Source organism: Novacetimonas hansenii, assembly GCF_014843995.1.
Lineage (GTDB): Bacteria > Pseudomonadota > Alphaproteobacteria > Acetobacterales > Acetobacteraceae > Novacetimonas > Novacetimonas hansenii.
Genome location: NZ_CP062147.1, coordinates 867,275 through 884,190, shown reverse-complemented (window position 1 = coordinate 884,190; position 16,916 = coordinate 867,275). Strand labels below are relative to the sequence as shown.

Below are 16,916 nucleotides of genomic sequence, written 5' to 3'. Positions count from 1 at the left end.
AGGGCACAGGCAAAAGCGCATGTCGATGGTGCAGAATATTGCGGGCTGCATATCAGGTAGATCAAAATAACACCTCAGGTCGGGTGGAAAATAAATCTTTTGTTGTTTTACTCCACACAGGTATTATTTTATTGTATCAATAAAAATATCAATACAGAAGATATCCCCCCAATATGCATGTTGTCTTCCTCACGCTGGCATTACTGACGGTCAGTGGCATCAGCAGCCTGATTTCACGCATCGGGCGCATTCCTGTCCCGCTTCCACTGATCCAGATCGCGATCGGGGCGGTTGCGGCCCTTGCAGGACTGAAGATCGGGTTCGATCCCGACATGTTCCTGCTGCTGTTCATCCCGCCGCTGCTCTATGCCGATGCCTATCGCATGCCGATGCGTGAATTCGGGGAACTGCGGAATGTCATCATCATGCTTGCACTCGGGCTGGTGGTGTTCACGACGCTGGGATGTGGGTATTTCATCCACTGGATGATCCCCCCCATCGCCCTGCCCGCCGCCTTTGCGCTGGCGGCGGTGATGTCACCCACCGACGCGGTGTCGGTCGGCAGCATGATCGAGGGCGGGCGCGCCCCGGCGCGCGTGGTCCATATCCTGCATGGTGAGGCGCTGCTTAACGATGCCTCGGGACTTGTATGCTTCAAATTCGCGGTGGCGGCGGCGATGACGGGCATCTTCTCGTTCCAGCAGGCACTGGGCAGTTTCATGTTCATGTCGGCGGGGGGCATCATCATGGGGGTGCTGATCGCATGGGCGGCGTGTCGGGCGGAACATGTGCTGCTGGTGCGCGGATATGACGACCCGCCGACGCACATCACGCTTGCGATGATGCTGCCGTTTGCGATCTATCTGATGGCGGACGCGATGGACTGTTCAGGCATCCTCGCCGCCGTGGCGGGGGGCATGACGGTCAAGTTCACCGGCGTGATGAACGAGGCACGGACCGAAACCCGCCTGAAGGCCACGACCGTGTGGGACATGGTCAACTTCACCTTCAACGCGGTGATTTTCCTGCTGCTGGGGCTACAGCTTCCCGACCTTGTGACCGAGGGCGCGCGCATCGCACGCCAGGGCGGGGTGTCGCCATGGTTCCTGATCCTTGCCATCATTGCGATCCAGCTTTCGATGAGCATGATGCGCTTTGTATGGATCTGGGTTTCCATCACCGCGCGCCGCCTGTTCGCGCATGTGCGCCACCGCCAGACGGTCATTCCCTCTGCCCGCACGGTGTTGATCATGACGGTGGCGGGCACGCGCGGGGCGATCACGCTGGCGGCGATCCTGTCGCTGCCGATCGCGACCGCGACGTCCGCGGGCTTTCCGGGGCGCGACCTGCTTGTGACACTGGCGGCGGGGGTCATCATCTGCTCGCTTGTGCTGGCAAGTGTGACGATGCCACCGCTGATGGCGGGAATGCAGACGGACGAGGACGACCCCGCCCTGCGTGAACTGGACGCCATGCGCATCGAACTGGCGCAGACGGCGGTGCAGACGCTGCATGCCGAACAGGCGGCGCTGGCGCATCATGAAATCGACCATGACGCGGACGAGGAAACGGTGGACCTGAAGCAGGAGGCGATTTCACGCCTGCTGCATGAATATCAGGACAGCCTGAAACGGCTGGACAATACCGCCGCCGCGCAAAGCGGCATCCGCGCGACGGCCATCCGTGAAAAGCGCGCAGAACTTGCCCTGCGCTTCCATGTCATCCGTCACATGCGTGAGCGCCTGCACCTGCGTGTGATGCAACGTCGCATCAATGACGAAACGGAGGCGACCATCAACCAGGAACTTGATTTTATCGAACAGGAACTCCAAATCGAGGCACACTCCCTTCCCCGGCAGGCCGCCGGGGATCATGCGGATACCGCCGCGCACTGACGCGCCCCGATACCAAGGAGACCCGTGGATGACGACCGCCCTGTGCCTGCCCTTCCGCCACCGCGCGCGTGCGCTGGCCGCCGCCATGGCGGTGCTGGTGATGTTCCCCCTGCTTGCCGGTGCGGCGGATGCGCGCGACCACAGTTTCCATATCCCCCACCGTTCGCACGCGCCCTCCCCCTATGGCAACGTGACGGGGTATGAACCCGCGCTGGACAAGAAAAGCCCCGAATATATCAAGACCGCGCAGGTGTGCGAAACCACGTCCGCCATGGGGATGTATGCCACCACCACGGCCAAGCAGATGTCCATGAACCGCACCGATCACCGGCGTTTTTATGCACAATGCATGGTATCGCACGGGGCGTGGCATTCACTTGCGCAATCGGCCGGGGGCGACATGGGCGGGGATGACAGCATCCGGTAGGGCCGCGCCCATCAGGTGGGGAACACCCCAAGGACACCCAAAAATCCCCACCCCAGCAATAACAATCCCAGCCGATAACGCATGAAGGTTTTTGGTGAAGCTTTTTCTAAAAAGCTTCAGAAGACGGCGCCTTTTTGAAAAAAGGCGGCACCCGGAAACCCTTCACGACCCTGAAAGGGGGCGCATTCTGGAAACAGGACGCCCCCCGTGACACTTTTACTTTTTATCAGTGGGTTGGGCTCGGCCCTTGCTCCCGGCTCACCGCCCCGGCGGGGCCATGAATTCCGGCCCCACCGGATCGCGCACCGTGCGCACCAGGATCGCGTCGATATCCTTGCGGTCCTGTTCCGACAGGCTCCAGCCCAGCGCATCGCGGACACCTGCGATCTGTTCCGGCTTGCGCGCGCCCCACAGGGCGATGGTCGGTCCCTGGTCCAGCACCCAGCGGATCGCCAGTGCCAGCAGCGATTTGCCATGGCGTTCGCGCGCGAAATCACGCAACGCCGCCACCGCCGCCAGATATTGCGCAAAACGCGGGGGCTGGAATTTGGGATCGCTGCCACGCAGGTCATCACTGCCGAACTTTGTCTCTGGCGTCATGCGCCCCGACAGCAATCCCCGGCACAGCGGGCCATAGGCCAGCACTGCAAGGCGGTTTTCGATGGCATAGGGCAGGATGTCGCGTTCGATTTCACGTTCGAACAGGTTATAGGGCGGCTGAATGGCCGACAGGGGGGCGAATTTGCGGAATTCCTCGATCTGCGGGATGGAGAAATTGCTGACCCCCAACGCCAGCACCTTGCCCTGCGTCACCAGTTTTTCCAGCGCGCGTGCCGTCTCCTCCATCGGTACGGCGGTATCGGGCCAGTGGACCTGATACAGGTCGATATGGTCCGTGCGCAGCCGGCGCAGGGACTCTTCTATTTCCTTGTTGATGCGGGTGGCCGACGTATTGCGGAACGGTTTGTGATCGTCATGCCAGTCAAGGCCAACCTTGGTCGCGATCGCAACCTTGTCACGCCGACCGCCCGACAGGGCCTCGCCCACCACTTCCTCCGAATGACCAAAGCCATAGACGGGGGCGGTGTCGATAAGGTCGATCCCCACGTCGAGTGCTTCGTGGATTGTGGCGATGGCCTGACGGTCATCAGGGCCACCCCACATCCATCCGCCAATCGCCCATGTGCCCAGCGCGATGCGCGCCACGGGCCGTTTCAGGCCGGGAACGATAAGGGTATCCGCCGTTGTCGATGCCCCTGCTGTTGCGCCTGTCATGCGGTTTTCCTTTGCCATGTGAATGGAATGGGCTGAATGTTCCAAAATAACCCATTGATAAAGATAACAATGGACGGATCACACCAACACCCCCTGATACAGGATTGGGCCTTTTGGGCATGATCGCAAGGCAGGGGGAATGCCACCGGCCGGGGCGCTTTCCCCTTTTCGCATCGGGCGCCGCACCGTATGGATGGAATGGGACTGACGACGCCATCGCGCCGTAACCTGATGGAGGAGACCCCCCGCGTGCTGCGCAAGATTGCCTTTCTGCTGCCCCTCGCGACCCTTGGGGCGTGTGCCCACGGCACGCTGCACCATCCCGCGCGCACGCCGGTGGCGCAATATCCGGCCGGGGCGGGACCGCTGGCGGTGGATACGCATGTCCCCGATTTCGCCACACGGAATTTTGAACCCTTCACACGGCAGAACACGATCGCCATTGCCCTGCGCGAATGGCGCATGTTCGGACAGCCCGTCAGCGATGACGACCCGGAACAGCGTCCCGAACCCACCATCGCCGCCGTCAAGCCCGAACGCACCGCCGGGATGTGGCAACGCGTGGGGGAATATTGGTGGATCGGCCAGGACCCGGGGGAGAAGGAAAGCGCATGGACCGGCAAGCATGATGAAAATGGGCGGGTCACGGACTTTGTCCATGACGGGACATATGCGTGGTCGGCGGCGTTCATTTCCTATGTGATGCGGGTTGCGGGGGCGAATGACCGCTTTGCCTATTCCCCCAACCACGCCACCTATATCAATGCCGCCGCCGCACATACGGAAAAAGGCGTACGGGCCCGCAACCCCGACACCTATGCCCCGCGCCTGGGCGACCTGATCTGTGTCGGGCGCGGGGCCAGCCGGGCCGTGCGCTTTGCCAACCTGCCCACGGCCCAGCCCTTTCCCGCGCATTGCGGGCTTGTGGTGGCGATGGACGACAATGCCCCGCCCTTTGGCCATCAGATCAGCATCATCGGCGGCAATGTGGATGACGCGGTCTCCATGACCCATGTGCCAGTGGACCGGCACGGGCGACTGTCCAGCCATCGCGGCGGCAGTGTTGACCCACGTTATCCATGGTGCGTCGTGCTACAGGTCCTTTATGATGCGGACGCAGCCGCACCCGATACGCAGTGACGCACGCCGCCACCCCCGCGCACATGGCGGGGGGCGGCGGTTTCAGGCCGGAAGATACGCAGGGGCGGCGCGGGCAGGACCCAGCACTGGCTCGCGGCGGGATCATATTCAACGCACACCACGATATCGTGCCCGCGCGTATCCCGCCGCTTTTCCCCTGTCGTGGTGGCGGTATCCTGCATGGGGATGTCGCGCCACAGGTCGCATGGCAGGGACAGCACGCCCTTTGTCCATCGCCATGAGACGCCTTCCCCCCCGGCACCTTCGCCATGCACATCAGGCAGGGGCGGGACGTGAAAGCCTGCGGCGATACGCGGGTCCGAAAGGTCCACCGCCGTCATACGCACACCATCGCCAAGCGTGATGCGCTGCACCGCAAGGCCCAGCGCACGCCGGTCATCGCAGGTGGCCCAATCCGCCGGGACAAAAGTGCGCGACACCATGCGCACATGCCGCGCGGTGGGTGCAAAAGTGAAACGCGCCACACCATCCCTGACCGCCACCCTGTGGCGGCGGCCGTCAATCATCGCATGCACGTCCATGCAGGTGGTGACACGCCACCCCATGTCCTGCGCCCGCCCCACCAGCCCCGCGCGCCGCGCCGCGACAAGCGGGCCGCGCGTCGTCAGGACCGGCGGCAGCCCCTCCGTGGGGGCCTGCGTCATGCCCACACCCACCGGTAACCCGTTGGCAAGCACCACGTCAGCATGATCCAGCACGATCCCCCAACATTCCATCACACCACCGGGAACGGTGGCGATGGTCGCACCATTGGTCAGTTCGCACGCGGGGACCAGTACCTCGTCATGCATGCAGTATCCCACTGCCATATCCGGCAGCACGATCAGGTCGCGTGTGGGCCGTCCGCGCGCGCAGGCATGGGCGGCGATATGGACAAGGTACGCCCCCTCCCGCCCGGCAGGGGGACGATGCGCCGCGATCAGGCCAATCCAGCAGATGCGTCGCACCTGCCCTGACGCCGCCAGTACGCAATCCCCCGGACCAAGGCTTTCCACCGGCACATCGCCCGATGGCGTGCGCAGCAGCGTGCCGGGAATGAACCCGCAGGCCCGCGACGCCATGCGCGCCGCGCCACGCGGCCACGTGGCGGGGGATGGGGAGGGTACGTCCATGCCGCCGGGGATGCCACCGGGGATACCTCTGGACACGTCATCAGGCCCACCCTCGGGCCGGTCGCGGTCCCGACATGGCATGCCGCCGGTGGCCATCTGCACGGACTGGCCCATTGCCGGAACGAAAAGCGTCATGAATTCCCCACATGCCTGCATGCCATCACGGTGGCGGAAATGGCGGCAGGCATGGCGCCCCGACCGTAACATGGCCATGACGCCCCGTACCGCAATGTGACACCGCCCGGATCGGCGCGCAGGATGCAGCCCGCCCGCCGCACAGAATAGTCCATGGATGTGGCTGGACATGAAAATCAAAAGCTGTATTACATATACGTTTATCTTTTTCGTATAAGATCACCCTGCGAAGGTTTCGCCAATGCTGTCCGATGCCGTCAACACGGTCATAGGAGACATCTACCGCTGCGCACTGGATGACAGCCTGTGGCAGCCCACCCTGCTTGCCCTGTCACGCGTGACGGGGGGCGTGGGGGCGGCAATCATGCCGCAGGAAATCCAATCCCCCCTGCGGTTCGGTTCCTCGCGCATTCCCGAGGCGGATCACATATATTACAGCCATATGTGGCAGCATGATCCCTATCGCATCCACCTGTCACGACAACCCTCACCACAGGGGGAGCTTTCGGACACGTCCTTCGTCAGTGACGCGGACATGGCCCACAGCCCGTATTATCAGGACTTCCTGAGGAAATTCGACGCCAGCCGGACCAACCGGTTCTATTTCGACACGCCCGGCCTTCCACGGTTCGCCCTGTCGATTCAACGTCCCCTTGGCCATCCGCATGAAACGCCCGACGAACGCAGGCTGCGCCTGATGCTGGGGCAACATGTCTGCCGTGCCCTTGCGATGTCCGTGGCACAGGGCCGCACCCGTGCCTTCGCCCACGGCTTTCGCGAAATCTGTCATCGCATGCCAACGGCCGCCGCCGTACTCGACCATGACGGGCGCGTCCTATTCATGAACGACGCCATGGAACGCGTGCTGGGCGACGGGGTGTCATATATCGACGGGCACATCATCTGTTCGCATCGCGCAAGCCAGCGCCAGCTTGACAGGTTGCTGCATGACACGCTGCATGCCGCCACCGGCCCCGAACATATCGCTGAACACATCACCGGACATACTGCCGGGCATGCATCTGAATATTTCGTGTCCGTACACTGCCCCTCCGGCCGGCCACTCCTTGCACGGGCAATCCCGCTCATGCCGGAAAATACGGGCCAGCCTGCATACCCGATGGCCCTGCTGGCGTTCCACAGGCCGGGCGCTGACATCGCCGACATGACGCAGGCCCTGCGGCTGCTGGGCCTCAACAGCAGCGAGGCACGACTGGTGCAGCAGATGTCCAACGGCCTTTCGATCAAGGAAGCGGCACGCGCACTGGGCATTTCAGACCATTATGCCCGGTCCATGCTGCGCCATGTCTATGAAAAGCTGGAGGTGAACAGTCAGGGCAAGCTCGCGGCTTTTGTGCGCGACCTGCCCACACAGTAATCCCACACAGTAATATCCACGATAAATACCCTGCCCCGGCATGCCGCGCGCGCCTGACGCCCATGGCGGCACACAGCGTCAGGCGGAGGAGGCCGGAAAAAACCGGGCATCTTGGTTTCAGGCGTGCATTGGGGCACATTGGGGCACTGCACGCGCGCCCCATCCCATGACAGATGGAGATGGCGGGGCGCGCACCCTGTCGCACCCAACAGATCCGAAGGTTCAGTCCCGATGGCCGAAAGTCCCGCCCCCATCCACCCCACCACCAGCGCGGGCATGACCGACGCGATCGGTCACACGCCGCTGATCCGCCTGCATCGCGCGTCCGAGGCCACAGGATGCGAAATCTTTGGCAAGGCGGAGTTCATGAATCCCGGCGGATCGGTCAAGGACCGCGCGGCCCTTGCCATCATCAACGACGCGGAACGGCGCGGTGTCCTGAAACCTGGCGGCACGGTGGTCGAAGGCACGGCGGGCAATACCGGCATCGGCCTGACGCTGGTGGCGAATGCGCGCGGCTACCGCTCCATCATCGTCATGCCAGAGACGCAGAGCCAGGAGAAAATCGACTTCCTGCGCATGATCGGCGCGGACCTGCGCCTTGTCCCGGCCAAGCCGTTTCGTGATCCCGGCAACTATGTCCATGTCTCGCGTCGTCTGGCGGAAGAAACGGGTGCGGTCTGGGCCAACCAGTTCGACAACCTTGCCAACCGCGACGGCCACCGCCACACCACCGGCCCCGAAATCTGGGACCAGATGGGCGGGCATATTAACGCCTTCACCTGTTCATGCGGGACGGGCGGCACGCTGGCGGGCGTCACGCTGGGGCTGGAGGACCGGGCCCGTGCGGCGGGTGTCGCGCGCCCGCGCATCGTGCTGGCTGATCCCGAAGGTTCCGGCCTGTATGGGTGGGTCAAATCGGGGGACCTTTCGATCTCCGGCTCGTCCATCACCGAAGGGATCGGGCAGTCACGCGTGACGGGCAATCTGGAGGGGCTGCATTTCGACGACGCCGAACGCATTCCCGATGCCGAAGCCCTGACGCAGATCTATGAACTGCTGATCCATGAGGGGCTGTCGGTTGGCGGGTCCGCGGGCATCAATGTCGCCGCCGCCATCCGCGTCGCGCGCGCCATGGGGCCGGGCCATCGCATCGCCACCATCCTGTGCGATGGGGGCGCGCGATATCAGTCCAAGCTGTTCAACCCGGAATTCCTGCGCACCAAGCAATTGCCGGTGCCGTCATGGCTTGACAAATAAAAGGCAGGACGAAAACAACATACTGATATATAACAATAAAAATACCATCCCGCCGCATTTTCGGGCTTGTCTGCAAAAACATCGGCAGACATTTCCATGGTTTCAGGCAGCCCCCGCCGGGGCTGCCTTTCTTTATTGCAACGGAGTGAAACAGCAGGTGTGAAAAGGGTCGGTTTCGTCTAGGATACGGTCCCATGGACCTATTGCCGCATATCCTGATTGTCGATGATGATCGCGAGATAAGGGAACTGCTCGCCCGTTTCCTCGAACGCAATGAACTGCGTGTCACCACTGCGCGCGACGGGCAGGAAACGCGCCGCAAATGGACCGGCGGGCATTACCAGCTCGTGATCCTTGATCTTATGCTGCCGGGGGAAAGCGGGCTGGACGTCGCACGCTGGCTGCGTACGCAGGCAGATGTGCCGATCATCATGCTGACCGCGATGAGTGATGATACCGACCGGATCATCGGGCTGGAACTGGGCGCGGATGATTACGTGCCCAAACCCTTCAACCCGCGTGAACTGCTGGCGCGCGTCCGCGCGGTGTTGCGCCGGGTGAACGACAACCCAGACCCACGCAGCGTGCCCGCACGCAGGCTCATGCGCTTTGCGGGATGGGAACTCGACACCGTGCGCCGCCGCCTGCTGAACCCGACAGGGACGGAGGTGCCGTTGACGGGCGGGGAATATGACCTGCTGCTGGCCCTGCTTGAACGCGCCAACCGGGTGCTGACGCGCGACATGCTGTTCGACATGTTGCGTGGGCGGCAGGCGGGGCCGTTCGACCGCGCCATCGACGTGGCCATCAGTCGCCTGCGGCGCAAGCTGGAGGATAACGGCCGTAATGCGCAACTGATCAAGACGGTACGGGGCGGCGGCTATGTCCTGGCGGCGGAAATCGAACGGACCTGACCTGTTGCATGGCGCTGCCCCACCGCCCCTGATCCATCCTGATGACATCGTGCCCGTGCCCGAAACACCACCGGGGCGCATGGGGCGTCTGCGCGCGCTGCTGGGCCGGTTGCGCCCTCCCTCCCTCGCCGCACGAACCAGCCTGCTGCTGATCTGCGGGCTGGGCGTGATCCAGGCGGGTGGCCTTGCGATCCATGCGCTGGACCGGCTGGATTTCGACCGCCGCATGCTGGAGGAGCAATACCATACCGAAGTGATCACCCTGTATCGCGGGATTGTGGAAACCGCGATAGACCATCGTGATGCGGAACTGGCGTCGCTGCACATGCCGCCCAGTTTCCATGCCGAACTGACACCGGGGCCGGAACCGGACATGATCGACGGCCTGATGCTGTCACAACATGGCGAACGCCGCATGGCCCGGATGGACAGCCCATGGGGTGGCGGCCCCCCTGAACAGGCCCCCGGCGGCGGTCCGGCACCGCCGCCGGGCGGCGCGATGGAGGAAGGGGACGACCGCCATGGGGGCGCACCCGCATCGCGATGGCGCGGACACGGTGGCGAAGGGGGGGGCGGTGGCCCACAGGCCTTTGGTGGCGGCCGCAGCCCATGGGGTGGACCGCCATGGGGGATGGGGCCGCAATGGGGCGGGGGACCACCGCTGCCACCGAACCTGCGCCCGCAACAGGTCATGGTCTCCCCCTCCAACCGGGAGGGACGGCAACGCGCGATCGCCTTTCTGCTGCCGGATGAACATCGCTGGCTGACGATCCATTACACCCTGCGCCGGCCCAGCATATTCCGCTCCCCCACATTTCCGATCGCCTTCATCCTGATGACGGTGACGGGTGACATCCTGATCCTGTGGGGGGTGCGCCGCCTGATCGCACCGGTCGGCACGCTGGCGGCGGCGGCAGAGGCGCTGGGCCGTGACGTCAATGCCCCCCCCATGGCAGAAGACGGCCCGCAGGAGGTCGCGCGCGCGGCGATGGCGTTCAACACCATGGCCCGGCGCATCCGCCGGTTCCTGTCGGATCGCACGCTGATGCTGACGGCCATCGGCCATGACCTGCGCACCCCGATCACGCGCCTGAAACTGCGCGCGGAGTTCATCGAGGACGAGGACATGCAGCACCGTTTCCTGGCCGACCTTGACGAGCTGGAAGCCATGGTGTCGGCCACCCTGTCCTTTGGCCGTGATGCGGAACAGCGCGAACCGATGCATGCGCTGAACCTGACGATCCTGTTGCAGACCATCCTTGACGAAGCGGCGGAAACCCATCCCGACCTGGCCGACGGGATCGGTTTCAGCGCCGACCCGCCCGACGTGACGATCCATGCCCGCCCCGTTGCGCTGAAACGTGCGCTCAACAACCTTGTGATAAATGCCATCAAATATGGCGGCAACGTGCGCGTGACCCTGTTCCCGCCCGAACCCGGCGACCGCCATGACCCGGACGAAATGGTGACGCGCCTGTGGATCGAAGATGATGGGCCCGGCCTGCCGCCAGAGGATCTTGAGCGCATGTTCGACCCCTTTGTCCGCGCAGAAGACAGCCGTAACCGCGAAACCGGCGGGACCGGACTGGGCCTGTCGATTTCACGCAACATCATCTGGGGGCTGGGCGGTGACATACGCCTTGGCAACTGCATCCCGCATGGATTGCGTGTGACCGTCACACTTGTCTGCTAGGGTGGTCGGCCACGGCGCGCCATCCCCACTCCCGTCCCGGCGGCCATAAGTTGCGGGCACCTGATCCATGCTTGACCGGCTTTACGCACGCACGCTCCACCTGTCCGCCAGCCGGTATGCGCCGCTGTGGCTGGCGCTTATCGCCTTTGCCGAGGCCAGCGTCTTTCCCCTGCCGCCGGACCTGCTGCTGATCCCCATGGTTCTGGCACGACGCGATCAGGCATGGCGGCTGGCGGCGTTGTGTACCGCCGCCAGCATCTGTGGCGCGGTGGCGGGATGGTATATCGGGGCCTTCCTGCTGGATTATATCGCGATGCCGGTCGTGCGCTTCTATCACGCGCAGGCGACACTTGCGGGGTTGCAGGCGCGGTTTCGCGAATGGGGGGTATGGATCATCCTCATCAAGGGCCTGACCCCGATTCCCTTTAAATTCGTGACCATCGCCAGCGGTGCCTCCCACCTGGCACTTGGGCCGTTCCTTGTGGCGTGTGCAATCACGCGCGGGGTGCGGTTTTTCGCGGTTGCCGCCCTGCTGCGGCGGTTCGGCGCACCGGTGCAGGCCTTTATCGAACACCGCCTGCCGCTGGTGGCCGGTGCGTTCGCGGTGCTGGTCGTGGGGGGATTCATTGCGTTGAAATATGTATGATGCCCCCCACCGTCACGATATCGCAGCCGCCATGCCATCCGCCGGATATGCTTTGGGCGCGCACGCATGATACCATGCCCGCAACGGATACCATCAACCGGACCATCCCGCGCCGCCGCCCCGCCTGATACGGGTCCGGCCACCGGGGGCCATCCACCATCATTACCATTACGGAGCCATTTTTCATGCCGCAACAGGTTGCTGTCATTACCGGAGCCGGGGCCGGCATCGGTCGCGCCACCGCACGCACCCTTGCACGCGCCGGATGCGATATCGCCCTGATCGGGCGCAACCGGGACCGGCTGAGTGATGCGGCGGCGGAATTGCAGGCACTGAACGTGCGCACCCACATCGCCTGTGCCGACGTATCGGACGCAGCCGCACTCGACACCGCGGCGGAGGAGATCGAAAATGCCCTTGGCCCCATCACCATATGGGTCAACTGCGCCGGGGCGGGTGTGCGCGGGCAACTTGCCGAGATCACACCCGATGAAATCCGCCGCGCGACCGAGGTGACATATCTTGGCACCGTCAATGGCACACGTTCGGCCCTGCTGCGGATGCGCAGGCGTTCTTATGGCACGATCGTCAACCTTGTGGCGCTGGCGGGCCTGCGGCCGCCGCCGCTGCAATCCATCGAAAATGGCGCACGCGCCGCGATCCGCACATTTTCCGAAAGCCTGCGCCCCGAACTTCTGCATGATGGGGACCGCATCCACATCGCGCTGGTGCATCTGCCGTCGATCAACACGCCGCATTTTTCATGGACGCGCAACCATACCGGCAAACGGCTGAAACCGATGGGCCCGGTATATGAACCCGAAATCGCGGCAGAGGCGATCTGCCGCGCCGCGTTCGGAAAATATCGCGATATCTGGGTTGGCACATCAGGCGTCAAATCGTGGGTGATTTCCACCTTCCTGCCCGGCCTGTCGGACCGGTGGCTGTCCAAGGGCGGATATGCGAAACAGATGGAAAAGGTCGCGGTGGAAGGCAACGAACCCGATGACCTGTTTGGCACCGTCGCCGGGGCCTATGCCGCGCATGGCCGGTTCGACATGATAACGCGCAAGGGCGTGCCGCCACTGCTGACATCACGCCATGCACAGGTGGGCACGGCCATTGCCGCCGCAGGCTTCGCGCTGATGCTGGCGGTGCGCTGCCGTCGCCGGGGATAAACCCGCAACAACGCCATGGGCCCCTGATAACATGGCCCATAAAATGGCCCCCTGATAAACCGGATCTGGGGCAGGGATCCCCCCCAGCCAGATCCGCCCCCCCCCCGAGCGGTACCAAGGGCCACAGCCGCGTGCATGCAGGCACCTACAGGCCCCATCGCGCGTGTCCCCTGTGGTGGGGGCCGTGACCTTCTGTCAGTGCCTGATTACATCCGGCCACGCGCCCTCATGTACTCATCAAATAAGGTCTGGTGAAGCGGTTTTGGGGAACACGGCGATGGCGCAAGGGAGTGTTGGGCAACACTCCCCTTGGTAAACATGACACGATTCCGGGTGCTACCCTTTTTCAAAAAGGCAGCCCTGCCATGAAGATTGTTGAAAAAAGCCTCACCCAAACACGTTTGTTATTTGGGTTGGGCCATTTCCCCCTGTTCTTTTCAGAGCCTGTTTGAAAAGTCAGGATCGATAACATCATGAAATTATAAAGGTTTTTTGGTGAAGCTTTTTCCAAAAAGCTTCACAAGACGCCGCCTTTTTCGATCAAAAGGCGGCATCCAAAAACTTTTATTTTTATCAATGAGTTATTTCCAAATACTCTTTTAGGGACTGCTTGAAAACAAACCGTTGATGAATAATAGAAAAATATTTTCGGTGTTGCCTTTCGATTAAAAAAGGCGACATCTTTCGAAGCTTTTTGGAAAAAAGCTTCACCAAAAACTTTTATTATTTCACGCTTTTATCGGACCTGGCTTTTCAAACAGTCTTTTAAATACTCCTATTGGATCGGCCTGATTTTCAGGCGGCGCGCCCGCCACGATACAGATCCCCCGCCCAGACCCACCATCCCGGGCGTTCCACCACATCGCGCGCATGTTCGGCGGCCTGTGGCGTATCGAACAGGGCAAAGCAGGTGGCGCCAGATCCGCTCATCCGGGCAAAGCGGCAACCGGGGGCGGCGCGCATGGCCGACAGGACCTCGCGAATCGTGGGACAGACCGCACACGCCGCATCCTCCAGATCATTGCTCAGTTCCGACAATGTCCCCACCATCTGCGACAATGTCTCCCACCGTGCGGGCAGGTCCGGGGCGGGACGGAATCCCCCCTGCCGCGCACGGAACACGGCCGGGGTGGAAACGCTCATCCCGCAATTGACCAGCATCATCCCGCATTGCGGCAATGCAGGCGCGGGACGCAGGATTTCACCAATCCCACTCATACGCGTGGGCACCTGGTCAAGGCAGACCGGAACATCCGCGCCCAGGGCGGTTGCGATCCGCACCAGTTCATCGCGCGGCACCGTCATCCCCCATGCCCGCATCACAGTGCGCAGCGCGGCTGCGGCATCAGCCGACCCACCACCGATTCCCGACGCCACCGGCAGATCCTTGTGCAGCACGGCGTCAAGCGATGGCAGGCCATCCGCCGCAGCCCCTGCGCGCGTGCGCAGCGCGTCGGCGGCGCGGATGACAAGGTTGGTGGCGTCATCGCCGCACAATCCCGCACCGAACATCCCGTCGATCCGCAGCCCGAGCGCACCGCCACGTGCCTGCGCGACCTCCACATCCAGCACATCCGCCGCCCCGGCAAAGACCGCCACACTGTCAAGCAGGTGATATCCGTCCGCGCGGCGTCCGGTCACATGCAGGTAGAGGTTGATTTTCGCATGCGCCGATTCGCTCTGGGTTGCCGTCACTTGTGTGCTCCGTCCTTCTTGTCACCTGCTGGCCCGCTGCCATCAGGGGCCGTGGCCTTGGTATCTGGATTTGGTTGGGGATTGGGGGATGCCGCCTCTCCCACCGCCGGAACAGACCGGGAAGCCGGAGGGGACGCAACGCGCGATGTCGTGGCACTGACACCGGCACTGGCGGCGGGCGATGGCGATGGCGTGATACGCAGGTCCGCTGGCGCCACCGCATGGGCAGGCGGGTGCGCCGCCGCCTGTGACGTGGCATAGGCAAGGGCGGCCGCAATCTTGCGCTGGTCTGGCGGGTCAGGATGGAACTGCGCCGCGTCCTGCCACGCATTCACCGCCTCCAGCCTGCGGCCCGACACCCAGTAGGCCACGCCAAGATGGTAATTGATCGCCGGGTCCTGGGGTAACTGCTCCGCCGCGCGCTCCAGCAACACCAGCCCCTCGCCCACATGGCCAAGGCGCAGTTCGACCCAGCCCACGCTGTCGCGGATCTGCCCGTCATCGGGCGACAGGGCAAGCGCGCGGCGCAGGTAATCTTGCGCCGTCGCCGGGTCGTCGCCATGTTCCACCATGGAATAGCCAAGGTCGTTGAGGAGTTCCGCCTCATTCGGGGCCATGCGCAGCGCCTGCATCAGCCCGGCCTTTGCATGTTTCCAGTCCCCAACGCGGTCATAGGCAATCGACTGTCCGAACAGGACACGCCAGTCATCCCCCTCCAGCGTGCCGGACAGCGCCAGCGCACGGGTATAGGCCGACAGGGCCTCGCGCCATTTACCCTGCCCCAGCAGGATATCCCCCATGTCGCACCACAGGGTCCGGTCAGCAGGCGCATCACGCAGCAGGCCGCGAATGATCCGTTCCGCCTCCGCCCGGTGGCCAAGCGCCATGTCGAGTTCGCCTTCCTCCGCACGGATGACAACGGCCATCGGGTCATTGGGCGAAACCTCCGCCAGGACGTCGATCGCCTGCTGGTTCTCGTCCTCCGCATGGAACAGGGCGGACAGGAGTATCCGCGCCTCCGTATTCGCGGGGTCCAGCATCAGCGACAGGCGCAGCATCATCTGCTCCGTACTGCGCAGGGTGGTGATATCATGGTCATGGGCGGGATGGTCCTCGCCCGGTTTGGGCGGCGGGGTCTCCGCATTGTTCTGCTGGTCCATCAGCAACGCGAGGAGGCCATACGCCTGCGCCATCCCCTGCTGCGGGCTGGTAACGACCGGCCGGCCCAGTGCGGCAACCAGCGCGGGCCGCGCGGGTTCCAGCGCCGCCATGGCCGCGATCTTCGCCGCGATCATGTCACGCGCCTGCGCCGCCTTCCCCTGCCGGTAAAGCCAGTGGGTCAGTACCCGCGTGGTGAACAGATCCCCACCCGACATGTCCAGCGCGCGGCGATACAGCGTATCGGCACGCATGACCTGACCGCCCATTTCCGCAATCAGGGCGGCATGCAGCGTGTAATACCCCCCCAGCAGATGATCCGCCTGCGCAGCCGCCAACGCCACAAGCGCATCGTCCGTGCGGCCCATCCCCTGCAACGCCCATGCCCGCAACAGGGGACGGACGATGCGCATGATGGGGTCGTCGGGGGCCTTTTCATAATGCGACAGCGCCCCGGCCCAGTCCGACGCGACCGCCGCCGCGTTGCCCATCACCAGTTCGGGCACCACGCCGGACGGCTGCTGGCGTGCCAGGCGGGCGGCGTCCGGGCTGCCGGCCAGGATGGAATACAGGAACGCACGTTCGACAAAGGGGCGATAAGATGGGGCAAGCTGCGCCGCGCGGGTAAAGGTGCGCGCGGCCTCTGCATTGTCACCCTCGCTGGCCGCGACGGTGGCGACCAGTACGTTTGTCGCAAGGCTCTGCGTCACGGTGGGGGTGCCTGCCGGGCCGTGGGGTATGCTCACGGGGGCGGCGGCACGCGTTTCCCGGTTGGGAATAATGCCAAGCAGCGGTACAACAGCGCCAAGCAGTGCGAGACGCCAGAAACGGGAGGACAGCATGAAACCAGAATCTAGCGTGTGTGCGGCTCGATGCCAAATCCCGCGCGGCCGCACCGTGCCTGTCACCACTCCTGCCGCCACTTCTGCCGCGATGCCCGTTGCCGTGCCTGTCGCCGCGAATGCCCTGCCTGTCCGGGATGTATCCAT

14 protein-coding genes are annotated in these 16,916 nt (G+C 63.6%); 9 read left to right on the top strand and 5 right to left on the bottom strand.

Annotated features, from left to right (window positions below):
• Positions 1-173 precede the first annotated feature (173 nt).
• Positions 174-1,895 carry a Na+/H+ antiporter gene (locus IFJ82_RS03775; RefSeq protein WP_062809433.1) on the top strand — a complete coding sequence of 574 codons (1,722 nt, stop codon included), beginning with the start codon at positions 174-176 and terminating at the stop codon, positions 1,893-1,895.
• A 28-nt stretch (positions 1,896-1,923) separates the two neighbouring features.
• Entirely contained in the window at positions 1,924-2,322 is a 399-nt protein-coding gene (locus tag IFJ82_RS03770) for a hypothetical protein (protein WP_003622036.1), read from the top strand.
• 258 nt (positions 2,323-2,580) lie between these two features.
• Here the strand turns inward: IFJ82_RS03770 and IFJ82_RS03765 are convergent, their stop codons facing one another.
• Positions 2,581-3,597: an aldo/keto reductase gene (locus IFJ82_RS03765; protein WP_075625299.1), complete on the bottom strand. Its 1,017-nt coding sequence runs from the start codon at positions 3,595-3,597 to the stop codon at positions 2,581-2,583.
• Between the two features lie 198 nt (positions 3,598-3,795).
• Here IFJ82_RS03765 and IFJ82_RS03760 point away from each other — a divergent pair, with 198 nt between their 5' ends.
• The gene (locus IFJ82_RS03760; protein WP_003622031.1) at positions 3,796-4,737 is read left to right on the top strand and encodes a DUF2272 domain-containing protein; all 942 of its coding nucleotides are present in this window, start codon (positions 3,796-3,798) and stop codon (positions 4,735-4,737) included.
• On the opposite strand, the gene IFJ82_RS03755 is transcribed toward IFJ82_RS03760, so the two are convergent.
• Positions 4,701-6,005, bottom strand: a complete 1,305-nt coding sequence (locus IFJ82_RS03755; RefSeq protein WP_192265651.1) for a Hint domain-containing protein — start codon at positions 6,003-6,005, stop codon at positions 4,701-4,703. The two genes, IFJ82_RS03760 and IFJ82_RS03755, sit on opposite strands and share 37 nt — an antisense overlap.
• On the bottom strand, positions 6,002-6,160 hold the full coding sequence (locus tag IFJ82_RS03750; protein WP_159107948.1) for a hypothetical protein: 159 nt from the start codon (positions 6,158-6,160) through the stop codon (positions 6,002-6,004). The genes IFJ82_RS03755 and IFJ82_RS03750 overlap by 4 nt, the downstream gene beginning before the upstream one ends.
• 86 nt (positions 6,161-6,246) lie before the next feature.
• Here IFJ82_RS03750 and IFJ82_RS03745 point away from each other — a divergent pair, with 86 nt between their 5' ends.
• The 6 genes from IFJ82_RS03745 to IFJ82_RS03720 all read left to right on the top strand — a co-directional run bounded on the left by IFJ82_RS03745 (position 6,247) and on the right by IFJ82_RS03720 (position 13,074).
• The gene (locus tag IFJ82_RS03745) at positions 6,247-7,383 is read left to right on the top strand and encodes a helix-turn-helix transcriptional regulator (RefSeq protein ID WP_075631923.1); all 1,137 of its coding nucleotides are present in this window, start codon (positions 6,247-6,249) and stop codon (positions 7,381-7,383) included.
• Between the two features lie 231 nt (positions 7,384-7,614).
• The gene (locus IFJ82_RS03740) at positions 7,615-8,643 is read left to right on the top strand and encodes a cysteine synthase A (protein WP_192265650.1); all 1,029 of its coding nucleotides are present in this window, start codon (positions 7,615-7,617) and stop codon (positions 8,641-8,643) included.
• A gap of 194 nt (positions 8,644-8,837) precedes the next feature.
• On the top strand, positions 8,838-9,557 hold the full coding sequence (locus tag IFJ82_RS03735) for a response regulator (protein WP_003622023.1): 720 nt from the start codon (positions 8,838-8,840) through the stop codon (positions 9,555-9,557).
• Positions 9,526-11,250, top strand: coding sequence for an ATP-binding protein (locus IFJ82_RS03730; protein WP_081385226.1), 1,725 nt, complete (start codon positions 9,526-9,528; stop codon positions 11,248-11,250). Before IFJ82_RS03735 ends, IFJ82_RS03730 begins: the two co-directional genes overlap by 32 nt.
• A gap of 67 nt (positions 11,251-11,317) precedes the next feature.
• Positions 11,318-11,896, top strand: coding sequence for a YqaA family protein (locus IFJ82_RS03725; protein ID WP_192265648.1), 579 nt, complete (start codon positions 11,318-11,320; stop codon positions 11,894-11,896).
• 185 nt (positions 11,897-12,081) lie between these two features.
• Complete coding sequence (locus IFJ82_RS03720) at positions 12,082-13,074, top strand: SDR family oxidoreductase (RefSeq protein ID WP_003622019.1); 993 nt, start codon at positions 12,082-12,084, stop codon at positions 13,072-13,074.
• 795 nt (positions 13,075-13,869) lie between these two features.
• On the opposite strand, the gene IFJ82_RS03715 is transcribed toward IFJ82_RS03720, so the two are convergent.
• Complete coding sequence (locus IFJ82_RS03715) at positions 13,870-14,769, bottom strand: 4-(cytidine 5'-diphospho)-2-C-methyl-D-erythritol kinase (RefSeq protein ID WP_192265646.1); 900 nt, start codon at positions 14,767-14,769, stop codon at positions 13,870-13,872.
• Positions 14,766-16,916: a tetratricopeptide repeat protein gene (locus IFJ82_RS03710; protein ID WP_192265644.1), complete on the bottom strand. Its 2,151-nt coding sequence runs from the start codon at positions 16,914-16,916 to the stop codon at positions 14,766-14,768. Before IFJ82_RS03710 ends, IFJ82_RS03715 begins: the two co-directional genes overlap by 4 nt.